Annotated in this window: 11 protein-coding genes; 7 read left to right on the top strand and 4 right to left on the bottom strand. The window is 63.9% G+C overall.

The genetic code is table 11. The features are described from left to right. The first annotated feature begins 4 nt into the window (after positions 1–4). Both cysD and cysN read left to right on the top strand, forming a co-directional pair. Positions 5–910, top strand: coding sequence for a sulfate adenylyltransferase subunit CysD (gene cysD / locus OXH56_03895; GenBank protein ID MCY3554446.1), 906 nt, complete (start codon positions 5–7; stop codon positions 908–910). Between the two features lie 78 nt (positions 911–988). Further along, positions 989–2,911: a sulfate adenylyltransferase subunit CysN gene (cysN, locus tag OXH56_03890; protein MCY3554445.1), complete on the top strand. Its 1,923-nt coding sequence runs from the start codon at positions 989–991 to the stop codon at positions 2,909–2,911. Here cysN and OXH56_03885 read toward each other — a convergent pair. The 4 genes from OXH56_03885 to OXH56_03870 form a co-directional block, all read right to left on the bottom strand. After that, positions 2,889–4,307, bottom strand: coding sequence for a ferrous iron transporter B (locus OXH56_03885; protein MCY3554444.1), 1,419 nt, complete (start codon positions 4,305–4,307; stop codon positions 2,889–2,891). The genes cysN and OXH56_03885 overlap by 23 nt on opposite strands. After that, the gene (locus OXH56_03880; protein ID MCY3554443.1) at positions 4,304–5,137 is read right to left on the bottom strand and encodes a 50S ribosome-binding GTPase; all 834 of its coding nucleotides are present in this window, start codon (positions 5,135–5,137) and stop codon (positions 4,304–4,306) included. The genes OXH56_03885 and OXH56_03880 overlap by 4 nt, the downstream gene beginning before the upstream one ends. Before the next feature lie 68 nt (positions 5,138–5,205). Continuing rightward, complete coding sequence (locus tag OXH56_03875) at positions 5,206–6,222, bottom strand: metal-dependent transcriptional regulator (GenBank protein ID MCY3554442.1); 1,017 nt, start codon at positions 6,220–6,222, stop codon at positions 5,206–5,208. Next, complete coding sequence (locus OXH56_03870; GenBank protein ID MCY3554441.1) at positions 6,219–6,911, bottom strand: metal-dependent transcriptional regulator; 693 nt, start codon at positions 6,909–6,911, stop codon at positions 6,219–6,221. The genes OXH56_03875 and OXH56_03870 overlap by 4 nt, the downstream gene beginning before the upstream one ends. 303 nt (positions 6,912–7,214) lie before the next feature. Here OXH56_03870 and OXH56_03865 point away from each other — a divergent pair, with 303 nt between their 5' ends. The 5 genes from OXH56_03865 to OXH56_03845 all read left to right on the top strand — a co-directional run bounded on the left by OXH56_03865 (position 7,215) and on the right by OXH56_03845 (position 13,174). Next, positions 7,215–7,601, top strand: coding sequence for a hypothetical protein (locus OXH56_03865; GenBank protein ID MCY3554440.1), 387 nt, complete (start codon positions 7,215–7,217; stop codon positions 7,599–7,601). A gap of 183 nt (positions 7,602–7,784) precedes the next feature. Next, positions 7,785–9,506, top strand: a complete 1,722-nt coding sequence (polX, locus tag OXH56_03860) for a DNA polymerase/3'-5' exonuclease PolX (GenBank protein MCY3554439.1) — start codon at positions 7,785–7,787, stop codon at positions 9,504–9,506. Positions 9,507–9,642: 136 nt separating this feature from the next. Continuing rightward, positions 9,643–10,281 carry an endonuclease III gene (gene nth / locus OXH56_03855; protein ID MCY3554438.1) on the top strand — a complete coding sequence of 213 codons (639 nt, stop codon included), beginning with the start codon at positions 9,643–9,645 and terminating at the stop codon, positions 10,279–10,281. A gap of 305 nt (positions 10,282–10,586) precedes the next feature. Then, positions 10,587–11,264, top strand: coding sequence for a response regulator (locus OXH56_03850; GenBank protein MCY3554437.1), 678 nt, complete (start codon positions 10,587–10,589; stop codon positions 11,262–11,264). A gap of 8 nt (positions 11,265–11,272) precedes the next feature. After that, positions 11,273–13,174 carry an ATP-binding protein gene (locus OXH56_03845; GenBank protein ID MCY3554436.1) on the top strand — a complete coding sequence of 634 codons (1,902 nt, stop codon included), beginning with the start codon at positions 11,273–11,275 and terminating at the stop codon, positions 13,172–13,174. Positions 13,175–13,188: the final 14 nt, after the last annotated feature.

The following is a 13,188-nucleotide window of genomic DNA, read 5'->3' as shown; positions in this document are numbered from 1 at the left end:
GTCCATGCCCCGATATTCCATCTCACACCTGATGCAGCTCGAAGCCGAGAGCATCCACGTCATGCGCGAGGTCGCCGCGGAATTCGAGCGACCCGTCATGTTGTATTCCGTCGGCAAGGATTCCTCGGTCATGCTGCACCTCGCGCGCAAGGCCTTCTATCCACAGAAACTGCCCTTCCCGCTCATGCACGTCGACACCGGGTACAAGTTCGAGGAGATGTATGACTTCCGAAGGCGCATGGCCGAGGAATACGAGGCGGACCTGATCGTCCACCGCAACGAGGAAGCAATCGCCGCGGGTACCAATCCCTACGACCTGGGCACGCAAAGGTGCTGTGGCCTGTTGAAGACGCAGGCCCTGCTCGACGGGCTGAAGGCAGGGCGCTTCGACGCCGCGCTGGGCGGCGCCCGGCGCGAGGAGGAGAAATCACGGGCTAAGGAACGGTTCTTCTCTTTCCGGGACCGGTTCGGCCAGTGGGATCCGAAAAACCAGCGGCCCGAACTGTGGAACCTTTACAACTGCCGCATCGGCCAGGAGGAGTCCATCCGGGTCTTCCCCCTCTCCAACTGGACCGAACTGGATGTCTGGATGTACATCCACCGGGAGGACATCCCGGTCGTACCCCTCTATTTCGCCCGGGAGCGCGAGGTCGTGGTCCGGGGAGAGCAGCTGATCCCCCTTGAAGGCCAGGCCCGCCTGCTGCCTGGTGAGACCCCCCGCTCCATGGTCTGCCGGTTCCGCACGTTGGGCTGCTCGCCCTGCACCGGCGCCGTAAGATCCGCCGCTTCTTCTGTCGAAGAGATCATCGAGGAAATGATGGTGGAGCGCATCTCGGAACGTTCCACCCGCATCATCGATCACGACCAGGAAGGGTCAATGGAACTGAAGAAGCGGGAGGGCTATTTCTGACAGCCGGTCCGGCCACCGAAACGGTGGTCCGGCCACCGAAGCGGTGGTCCGCCCATGCGACCGGCAGTGCAAACTGAAATGACCGACATCCGGACGTTTTTAAGACAGAATGAAGAGAAGGAACTGCTGCGCTTCAGTACGGCGGGCAGCGTGGATGACGGCAAGTCCACGCTGATCGGCCGGCTCCTGGCCGACTCGAAGAACATCTACGAGGACCACCTCGCTTCGCTCAAGCAACTGGCCCGCAAAGACGAAGCGCCCGACCTGGCCCTGCTGCTGGACGGCCTCAAAGCCGAGCGGGAGCAGGGCATCACCATCGACGTGGCCTACCGCTATTTCTCGACGCCGAAGCGGAAGTTCATCATCGCCGACACCCCGGGCCACGAACAATACACCCGGAACATGGCGACCGGCGCGTCCGGCGCCAACCTGGCGATCGTGCTCGTCGACGCGCGCCACGGCGTGCTGACGCAGACCCGCCGTCACGCTTTCATCACGTCCCTGCTCGGTATCCAGCACCTCGTCGTCGCCGTAAACAAGATGGACATGGTGGATTACAGCGAAGCGGTCTTCGACGACATCCGCCGCGCCTTCCTGGACTACGCCGCCAAGTTAAACGTGAGCGATATCCGGATCGTTCCGGTGAGTGCCCTCCACGGCGACAACGTGGTGGAGAAGAGCGGCCGCATGCCGTGGTACCACGGGCAGTCCGTGCTGGATATCCTGGAGGACGTGCAGTTCCTGACCGACCGCAACCTGGTGGACCTGCGCTTTCCCGTGCAGTACGTCATCCGCCCCCACCAGAATGCGCGGTACTACGCGGGTTCGGTGCTGTCCGGCGTGGTCCGGCCCGGGGATGAAGTGCTGATTCTGCCCGGGCAGAACCGGACGCGGGTGCAGTCCGTATCCAGTTTCGATGGCGACCTCGAAGAGGCCTATCCGCCCATGTCCGTTTCGCTGCAGCTGGAGGACGAGGTGGACATAAGCCGGGGCGACATGATCGTCCATCCCAAGAACCTGCCCCACGTGGACCGGCGGTTCGAAGCCATGATGGTCTGGATGAGCGAGGCGCCCATGGATCCGTCGCGTCACTACCTGATCAAGCAGACCACGCAGACCGCCCGCGTGAGCATCGATCACGTCGACTACCGGATCGACGTCGATACCCTGCACAAAGTCGACGTCTCCCGCCTTGCGCTGAACGATATCGGCCGCGTGGCCCTGACCTCGAACCGGCCTCTCTTCCACGACGCGTACCTGAACAACCGGCTGACCGGGAGTTTCATCCTGGTGGACTACCTGACGAACAATACCGTGGCCGCGGGCATGATCATCGACCGGCTGCCGGAAGACCGCGTGCCCATGGACGTGGACGCCGGTTCCGAACCCCGGGCCACCACGTCGAAGCGGACCAGCCTGGTGGACCCGGACCGGCGGATCGTGCGGTATGGACAGAAGCCCTGCACGATCTGGATCACGGGATTGGTGGGATCGGGCAAGTCGGCCGTCACCTTCGGACTCGAGGCGGCGCTTTACGAGGAGGGGTACTCGGTGGTGGTGCTGGACAGTTCGGTCGTCCGCAACGGACTCAGCCGGGACCTGGGCTTCTCGGCGGCGGACCAGGCCGAGAACCTGCGGCGCGTGGCCGAATGCGCCCGCGTGCTCAACGACGCGGGCCTCATCGTCGTCGCCTCCTTCATTTCGCCGAGCGAGGATGGCCGCCGCCAGGTGGCCGAGCGGATCGGGATCGACAGGTACGTGGAAGTCTTCGTCGACGCATCGCTCGACTGGTGCCGGAAGCACGATACCACGGGCTGTTACGCCAAATCGGACCGGGGTCTCCTGCGCAACCTCGCCGGCGTGGACTACCCCTACGAAAGGCCCATTGACCCGGCGGTGAAGGTCGCGTCGGAGACCGACCCGGTGGACCATTCGGTTTCACGCATCGTAGCGGTGTTGAAGGAGAAAGGCTACCTGCTTACCATCCCGCCAGCCCCATGACGAAGTAGGCGGTCTGGGCGACGATGAAGAGCAGGAGGAATGCGATGGCCAGGGGCATGAGACCGCTCACCACGGTCCACTTCACGCTCCGAGTCTCCCGGTAGACCGTCCACATGGTAGTCGAACAGGGGTTGTGCAGCAGGGAGAAGAGCATCAGGCAGACGGCGGTGAGGAGCGTCCACCCCTGCTGGTTCACCAGGAGATGCTGCAGCTCCGCCATCGTGTCCAGTTCGATCATCATGCCCGCGCCGGTATAGGCCATGATGATGGTCGGGACCACGATTTCGTTGGCGGGGATGGCGATGATGTAGGCCAGCAGGATCACGCCGTCGAGACCGATGGCCCGCCCCACGGGTTCCAGCCACTGGGAGACCCAGACCGTCAGGCTCTGACCCCCGGTGTGGATGTTGCTCAGCAGCCAGATCACGCCGCCCGCCGGCACGGCCATGACCACCGCACGCCACAGTACGAAGATCGTCCGGTCGATCAGCGAGGTGTAGAGCACGCGCAGAATGCTGGGACGCCGGTAGGGCGGAAGCTCCAGCGTGAAGCTGCTGGCTTCGCCCCGGAGGAACGACCGGGACAGTATGGCTGACACCAGCAGGGTCGTCGCGGCGCCGATCAGGACGATGAGGACCAGGGAGCCGGCCGCGGCCATGGCCGCGAAGGCCGGCGGGAAGGCCGCCGCCACGAAGAGGGTGGCCAGTATGATCAGCGTGGGCCACCGCCCGTTGCAGGGCATGAAGTTGTTGGTGAGGATGGCGATCAGCCGCTCCCTGGGGGAATCGATGACCCGGCAGGCCACGACCCCGGCCGCGTTGCAGCCCAGTCCCATGCTCATGGTGAGCGCCTGCTTGCCGTGGGCGCCCGCCTTCTTGAACAGGGCGTCGACGTTGAAGGCCACGCGGGGAAGGTACCCCAGGTCTTCCAGTATGGTAAAAATAGGAAAGAAGATCGCCATGGGCGGAAGCATGACGGCGATCACCCAGGCCAGTCCCCGGTAGACGCCGTGCCAGATGAACCCGGTGACCCACCAGGGCATGCCCAGCCACTCGAAGAACTCGACGCCGCGCGCACCCAGCCAGAACAGTCCTTCCGCCAGCATGGAGGAGGGCACGTTGGCCCCCGATATCGTGATCCAGAAGACGACGCCCAGGAGCAGGGCCATGAACGGCAGGCCCCAGATCCTCGAGGTCACGATGCGGTCCAGCTTCTGGTCCCAGGGATAGGAGGCCGTTTCGTCGGTGCGGACCACCTTCCGGGTGATGGCCTCGGCATCCTGGTAGATGGCCTCGACGATTTCATCCCGGTAAGATCCGTCCAGGCCCCGTTGCATCTCCTCGACCCGGCCGAGAATGTCCTCGCCGGCCGTGTGTTTTGTCGAAGTCTCGCTCATGAGTTCATGCTCCGTCGATTACTTCCTCCGTCGATTACGTCGGCCTGGACGCCCATCCGGCTGAATTCTCCGGTTTCCAGCGCCTTGCGCACCCGGTAGTCGCCGTCGAGCAGCCTGAAGGCGATCCAGCGGGGGTTCGGCAGGTCCGGGTAGGATGCCTGAAGCATGCCCGTGATCGTATCCACCGTCCGGTCGAGTTCGTCGTTGCCCGTTATGCGCCGCGGCGCGTTCTTGATCGTACCCTCGATCACGTCGGCGACCGTGCGCATCAAAAGGCCCAGTCCCTCCTTCTTCCGGGCAGACACGGGCACGACCGGCACGCCCAGTTCCCGGGAGAGCGAGCGGTGATCCACCGAGATTCCCTTGCGCTCGGCCTCGTCCATCAGGTTCAGGCAGACTACCGCTCTTTCCGTGATCTCCAGCACCTGCAGCACGAGGTTGAGATTGCGCTCGAGCATGGTGGCGTCGACGACGATCAAAGTACAGTCGGGGCGGCCGAAGAGGATGAAGTCCCGGGCGATCTCCTCGTCGATGGACGCCGACAGCAGGGAATACGTGCCGGGCAGGTCGATCATCTTGTACCTTCTGCCGTTGAACTCGAAGCCGCCCTCGGCCCGGTTCACCGTCTTCCCGGGCCAGTTCCCCGTATGCTGCTTCAATCCGGTCAGCGCGTTGAAGACCGTGCTCTTACCCACATTCGGATTACCCGCCAGGGCGATGACATAGTCCCACCGGTCCAGCGAAACGCCCATCTGCACCAGGTTCTCCTGGAGCGCGCACGACACGCAGTCGTGGCCGGGCGGCGCGGAAGTTCCTTGCGATCCCGTCATTTCGGGGGTCCCGGGTGTCGCGGACGATCCTTGCGGCGCGGACGTTCCGCGCGGTGCGGCATCGGTACTCATGCGTCGATCTCCTGTTCCTTCTGCGGTGCTCTTTCGATCCGGATCAGATCGCTCTGCTCACGGCGCAGCGCGATCATCGTATTCCGAACCCGGTAGGCCGTGGGGTCGCTGAAGGCGCTTTGCATGACCCGCTCGACGCGTGCGCCGGGCGTGAGGCCCAGGTCCTGGAATCGCCTTCGGGTCAGGCCCTGGCAGGCCGGCGCCAGTCCGACGACCCTTCCCGTCTCGCCGTGCGCCAGCGTGGTGAGCGGTACGCCTGCCGGTTCGAGGTCATCGGTGGGCGCCTCCCGTACGGACACGTTCGCGGCGACGACCGGCGCAAGCACATGTTCGGCGTCCGGCGTGCCGATGACTACCCGCACGGGCGACATGTCCATGATCGTGATGACCATTCCGGGATGGAGATCCTCGGCGATGATCTGGGCGTACACTTCCGGCGGTTCGTCCTCGATATGCACGATCAGAGCCGGGACGCCCTCCGGCCAGTCGACGAGTTTCTGGCTCTCGATCTCTTTCATGTCGCCGGCGGCGTTCGGGATCGGATCTCCCTGGGGATCGAAGGCGGGATGGCCCATGTCGGCGTCCATCTTGTCGACCTGCGCCTCGGTCACCGTGTGCTCCAGCCGGTGGGCGCGGGCATGGATCTCTTCTCGGGGCACCGAAGTCTCATCGGCGAGATACCGCTCGAACAGCCGGTGGGCCCGTACGATCTGGAGCGCCCAACGATGGCCTGCCGCCGTGAGCCGCATGCCCTGACCCGTCACGACCACGAGGTCCAGCTGCGCCATTCGGTTGACCAGGACCAGCGTGTGTTTCGTCGACGTGCCCAGGGTATTGGAAAGGGACTCCACGGATGCCGGGCGGCCGTCATGCTGAAACTGGTGCAGATGTGCGAGGGCGTCCTCCACGGCCTGGCGGGACTGCAGCCAGCGCCGGCGCCGGATGCGCCAGAACAGGCCGTACTGCGGCACGAAGAGCGCGCCGGCTACGATGAGCACGATGACACCGGTCATGGGTCTGCCCGCCCCTTGTCGATCCCTTCGCCGGCCGGCAGGCTTTCAACCAGGACGGTACGGGCGACCTGGCGACCGACGTGGTGTTCCTCCCCGGCGACGCGCAGGAGCATGGGGCCTTCGAAGGGCTCCTTATTCAGCACCTCCACGGTGTTTTCCGGCCGCAGGCCGAGTTTCGCCAGGTACCGGAGCAGCTCCGGATCCGTGTCGGTCACGCGGCGGACGACTACGGTTCGGCCGGTTTCCATGTCGGACAACTTCTTGTGGTTCGTGGTGGCTATGGCCCCGTCCTTCGTCGGAATCGGCGAACCGTGAGGATCCGTCGTCGGGTATCCCAGCATGGCGTCGATCTTGTCCTCGAACTCTTCGGAGATCACGTGTTCGAGCCGTTCCGCCTCCGCGTCCACCTGGTCCCACGTGAACCCGAGCGCTTCCGCCATGTACACCTCAAGCAACCGGTGGTGGCGGATGATTTCGAGGGCAATCTTCCTGCCCGCGTCGGTCAGCCTGATCGCCTGGTACGGCCGATGCTCGACCAGTCCCGACTCCGACAGCCGCTTCATCATGTTGGTGACGGAGGCGGCCGATACACCCATCCGGTCCGCGACGGCATTGGTCGACGCGGTTTCGGCATTTTCCTGCAGCTTGTAGATGGCTTTGAGGTAGTCTTCGGTAGCTGGTGTGGGCATGGGAATATCCCCAAATCCTGGTACGGCGTTGCGCGAATCGAAGCGCCGTTATTTTTAGACTAGGATAAATATATAGTTTGATGATGTATGTGTCAACAATTAGATCGATAAAAAACCAGGTACGTCCGGAAGGGCGTCGGCAGACTCGTCCGAACGAGCGCCACCGTGTCCTCGGAGGACCACGCGCCGGACCGAAACAATACCCTTGTTTACGGTAGACGCCCGACTTTATATTCGAACTGCCGAAAATCCATCAGCCAGCGTGATGCGAGCCTGGAGTCGTGATGCGAGCCTGGAGTCGTGATGACTGAACATACCATTCTCGTTGTGGTGGACGACCTGTTCTTCTCTGCCAAAATCGGAGAGACTATCCGCCAGTTGGGCGGCATGCCGCGCTTCGTGGCGGAAGCGAACGAAATCCCGGGTGAATCCGAGGACGGCCCACCCACCGCGATCATCGTGGATCTCGATCTTTCGCGTACCGACGCCGTGGGCCTGATTTCCCATCTGAAGGCCGGAGAAGCGACCAGGGACGTACCCATGATGGCCTACGGCCGGCATACGCGGCCCGAAGCCTTCGTTCGTGCCCGGGAGGCGGGCTGCGAACGGGCGGTGCCCAGGTCGGAATTCGTGAAAAGGCTGCCGGAATTCGTCGAATCTTGCCAAAAGCATGCCCGCTCCGCGCGCTGAAAAATACCTGATGTGTGCGCGCCAGGGCGTCACGACGCGCCAGGGCGTCACGACGCGCCAGGGCGTCACGACATGCCAGGACGTCAAGACGCACCGGGACGCTAAGACGCGCCGGTACCTCAAGACGCGCCAGTGCGTCACGACATGCCGGGACGATAAGACGCACCGGGATGGAATCCAGTCATGACCAACAAACAGATCGGCAAGGTGCTCAGCCAGATCGGTTCGCTTCTGATCCTGCAGGGCGAGAATACCTTCAAGACCCGTGCCTACGCAAACGCCGCGCGCCGCGTGGAGACCCTCGCCGAACCGGTTGCGGACATGGTGATCGAAGACCGGCTGGACAAGGTCCCCGGCCTGGGCGCCTCCATGGTGCGCCACATCACCGAACTCGTCCGTGACGGGCAGTCGAGCTATCATCAGTCCCTCGTTCAAACGGTGCCGGGCGGGTTCCAGGAAATGCTCACCATCAGGGGCCTCGGCGCGCGGAAGATCCGAACGATCTACGACCATCTCGGCATCGATACCGTGGGGGAACTGGAATACGCCTGCCGGGAGAACCGGCTCGTCAAGCTGGACGGGTTCGGTGCCAAGACCCAGGAGCGTGTGCTCAAGGGGATCGACCTGATCAAGCGGTCGCGCGGGTTCCATCTCCTGGACCGGGCGTTGAAGGAGGCGAAGTCCCTGGCGGACGACCTGCTCCGCCACCCAGACGTCTGGCGCGCCGAGGTCGCCGGAGACGTCAGGCGCAGGATGGAAGTCATCCGTGAGACCGACCTCGTCGTGGGCCATCCCGACCCGGAGGGGATCAAGCCCATCCTGCATCGTTTCGGCGAGGTACAGGCGCAGGATGACCGTGACGTTACCGTCATCGGACCATCCGGGCTGCCCGTTCGGATCCACTGCGTTCCGGACGAAACCTTCGCCGTCACGCTGTATCACTGGACGGGCAGCGAAGGCCACCGAACGAAGATCGCCCGGCACGCCGACGACCGGGGGATCACCATCACCGACCGGCACGTCATTCGCGACCGCGCCGTGATCCCCTGTCCCGACGAATCCGTGATCTATGACCTGCTCGGCCTTCAGTTCGTACCCCCGGAACTGCGGGAAGGGGGCGAAGAGGTCGCCATGGCCGCGGAGAACCGGTTGCCGGAACTGCCGTCGAAGGCGGATATCCTCGGCGTGATCCACAACCATACTTCCTACAGCGACGGGATGCACAGCCTCCGGGAAATGGCCGAGGGCGCCCGTGCGCGGGGGTACGGCTACATCGCGGTTTGCGACCACAGCCGGACCGCGGCCTATGCCCAGGGACTGAGCATCGAACGGGTCATGGAGCAGCAGGAGGAAATCGACGAGCTAAACGCCCGGTACGACGACTTCCGCATCCTGAAGGGTATAGAGTCCGACATCCTCCCCGACGGGAGCCTGGACTACCCGGACGAGGTCCTGGCCACCTTCGACCTGGTCGTGGCTTCCGTACACTCCATATTCAACATGTCCGAAGCGGATATGACAGAACGCATGGTCAAGGCGATCCGGAATCCGCACACGACCATTCTGGGACACCCCACGGGCCGGCTGTTGCTGGCCCGGGACGGCTATCCCGTGGACGTAGCCCGCCTCATCGACGAAGCGGTGGCCCACAACGTCGCCGTAGAAGTCAACGCGAATCCCCACCGTCTCGACCTGGACTGGCGACATCTCGATTACGGCATGACCCGGGGCGCCCGTTTCAGTATCGGGCCCGACGCCCATCACGTGGACGAACTGGACTACGTGGAATACGGACTTTCCATGGTCCGCAAGGGAGGCGTGACGCCCGATCGACTCCTGAACAGCCTGACGGCGGAAGAGCTGATCGGGCTGAAGGCCGGGCGTCTCAGTACGACGGCGAATTAAGCGGTCCGCCTGGTCCGCCTGATCCGCCCGCACGAGCTCGGTCCGCCTGGCCCGCCTGGTCCGCCCACACGTGCCCGGTCCGCCTGGCCCGCCTGGTCCGCCCGTACGTGCCCGGTCCCAACTGGAAATACTGAACATGCCGACCATGAAAGCACAGCGTGAACGCATGGCGGAGGTCCTGGACCGCCTGAAGAAGACCTACCCCGACGTGGGACCGGCATTGAATTTCACCACGCCTTTTGAACTGCTTGTCGCGACCATACTCTCGGCGCAGTGCACGGACAAGCAGGTAAACGTGGTCACGGAATCCCTCTTCAGGAAGTATCCGTCCCCCAGTCACTACCTGGACGCCGCGCCCGAAGCATTGGAAGCGGACATCTTCACCACGGGCTTCTACCGCAACAAGGCGGCCAATATCCGGAAATGCTGCCGGTCGTTGGTCGATAACCACGGCGGCGAGGTGCCTTCGGCCATGGAGGACTTGACGAATCTGGCCGGCGTGGGACGAAAGACCGCCAACGTCGTGCGCGGCAACGCCTTCGGGATTCCGGGGATCGCCGTGGACACCCACGTGAAACGCTTGTCCGGGCTCCTCGGGTTCACAAAACAGGCCGACCCCGACCGGATCGAGCGCGACCTGATGAAGTTTGTGCCGGAATCGGACTGGACCGGCCTGGGACACCTTCTGGCGTCCCACGGCAGGAAGACCTGCGTCGCCCGGCGTCCGAAATGCGACGAATGCGTCCTGAGCGATCTGTGCCCTTCGGCAAAGTAGGCACCATTGCCGGTCCGCCCGCCGGCCCGTACACCGTCTCGGCCGCCGGCCGTACACCGTCTCGGCCGCCGGCCGTACACCGTCTTGGCCGCCGGCCCGGCCGCCGATTTGTGTTTTCAACGGGCCTCGCGCCGGGTATATTTCAGATACCTGAATTGAGCCGCCTGCGTGCGTGCGGTCCGCACGTCATGCGCGAGTTCTCGAGACACGCCGCGCGCCGAGTGTGCGCTTCATTGAACCGTGCGCGAGAAGTACCACCCGAGTGACGCACGAGAGATGGTCCCTCCAAACCGACAGGAAGGGGAATGCGCCAGACGATATTGGTCATAGACGACGAACCCGATATCGTGGAAATCATCCAGTACAACCTGGAGAAATCCGGCTTCGATGTCATCGTGGCGGCGGACGGCCCGGCCGCGCTCGAAAAAGCCCGCGACGAGACCCCTGATCTCATCGTGCTCGACCTCATGCTGCCCGGACTCGAAGGCACCGACGTATGCCGCATTCTGAAACAGGACGAACGCACGAGGTCCATACCCATCCTGATGCTGACCGCGAAAAGCGAGGAAATCGACCGGATCATCGGTCTTGAACTGGGGGCCGACGACTATGTGGTCAAACCCTTCAGTCCCCGGGAGATCGCCCTGCGCATCCGGAACATCCTGCGCCGCCGGTCCGAACCGGCATCCCCGGGCCCCGTCCGGGCGGGACCCCTGGTCATCGACGTGGAAGGCCACCACGTGTCCGTTTCGGGCGGCACGGTGTCCCTGACCGCCACCGAGTTCAAGCTGTTGGCCGTTCTCTTTCAGCGGCGCGGCAGGGTACAGACCCGGGAGGAGCTGCTCGACGTGGTCTGGGGGTATGACTACATGGGGTACGGACGCACCGTGGACGCACACATCAAGCGGTTGCGCGAGAAACTCGGCGAGGCCGCCGGCATGGTGGAAACGGTGCGGGGGGTCGGATACCGCTTCGCCAGGTAGGCCTGGTCATGCGATTTTCGCTACAGACAAAGATCCTGATCGGCTACGTCGCCTTTACCCTGGTGGTGGCGGGCGCCGTGTACATCTATCTGAACACGTCCCTCCGCGAGGATGTCAGCAGCCATACCCGCGAGCAGTTGCTCAATGACGCCCGCCTGATCCAGTCCTACCTGGAAAACGCCCCCCTTCCTTCGCTTTCACCAGAGACGATCGATCCGATCGCGGACCGCCTGGGCGAGCAGTGCGGCGCCCGGGTGACCGTGGTGCGGGACGACGGCGTCGTGGCCGGTGATTCTTCCATCCCCCTTTCTTCCATCCCCCTCATGGAGAACCACGGCGACCGGCCGGAGATCCTCGAAGCCATCGCGTCGGGAGTCGGTAACAGCATTCGCTACAGTAACACGCTGGAAACCGACATGGCCTACGTGGCGGTCCCCTTCCGGACCGAACAGGCCAGCGGCGTCGTGCGGGTCGCGCTGCCGCTGCAGCAATTCCGGTGGATCGAATCCCACATATGGAAAATCGTGCTTGCGGCCCTCGGCATCGGCCTCCTTTTAAGCTTCGTGCTGAGCTGGGGCACGGAGAGACTGGTCTCCCGCCCGATCGAACGCATGACGGAAGTCGCCCGGCGGCAGGCTGCCGGAGACCTCGAGGTCACCGCTTCCGCGCCGGCGCACGTCGAACTGTCCTCCCTGGCGGCCGCCCTGAACGAGGTGGCCGCGCAGTCCAGGGAAAGGCTTTCGCAGATCAGGGAAGAGAACGCCCAGCTCGAAGCGGTGCTGTCCGGTATGGCGGAGGGCGTACTGGTGACCTCCGCGGAAGGGCGGATCCTGATGGTCAATCCGGCGTTCAAGCGCATGATGGACGTGGACGCGTGGTGCCTGAACAAGCGTCCCATCGAGGTCGTGCGCAACCACGACCTGCAGAGCGTGGTGGACGCCGCGATCGATACGGCGCCGTCCCTGCACGAGGATACCGTGTTCGATCTGACCCTGGAATGGAACCAGCGCATCTTCCAGGTGCACCTGACCCCCGTACGCATCGGGGAGCAGCTCCACGGGGTGGTTGCCGTGTTCCACGACATGACCGAACTGCGCCGCCTGGAGCAGGTCCGGAAGGACTTCGTGGCCAACGTGTCGCACGAACTCAGGACGCCGCTGACCTCCATCAAGGGCTATGTGGAGACGTTGCTGGACGGCGCCATGGAGGATACCGCCGCGCTCCACCGCTTCATGACGTCCATCCAGCACCATGCCGACCGCCTGCAGGCGCTGCTCGAGGACCTGTTGCAACTGTCCAGCATAGAATCGGGCCGGTACGAGGTCGAATTCACGTCCTGCCGCCTGGACCGGGTTTCTGAACGGGTCGCCGAGATCTTCGCGAAGCAGATCGACCGCAAGCAGCTGACGCTCTCCCTGCGGTTCGAAACGGACAGACCGGTGCGCGGAGATCCCGAACTCATGGAACGGGCCCTGTCCAACCTGGTGGACAACGCCGTGAAATACACGGAGAATGGAGGATCGATCACCATCGGCACCGAGGAGCAGGGCGACGAGATCGTCCTTTCGGTCGCCGACACCGGACCGGGTATTCCGTCCGAGGCGCTTCCAAGGATCTTCGAACGGTTTTTCCGGGTTGACCGGGCGCGGTCCAGGGCCCTTGGCGGAACTGGCCTGGGCCTGGCGATCGTCCGGCACACCATGGAACTGCTTAACGGCCGGGCGTGGGTCGAGAGCAGGCTCGGCGAAGGCGCGACCTTCTACCTCTCCCTTCCCGCGTGGATCGAAGACGAGCCGTCCGAAGACGAGCCGTCCGAAGACGAGCCGTCCGAAGAGACCGAAGCGTCCGAAAGCCCCACCCGGGCACCGGGAGAATCGGTCAGCGAAACTTCAACGGGCGGAACCACTTAGACCGCACCATTTCT

Source organism: Gemmatimonadota bacterium (assembly GCA_026702745.1).
Taxonomy (GTDB): domain Bacteria; phylum JAAXHH01; class JAAXHH01; order JAAXHH01; family JAAXHH01; genus JAAXHH01.
This window is presented reverse-complemented; position numbering and strand designations above follow the sequence as displayed.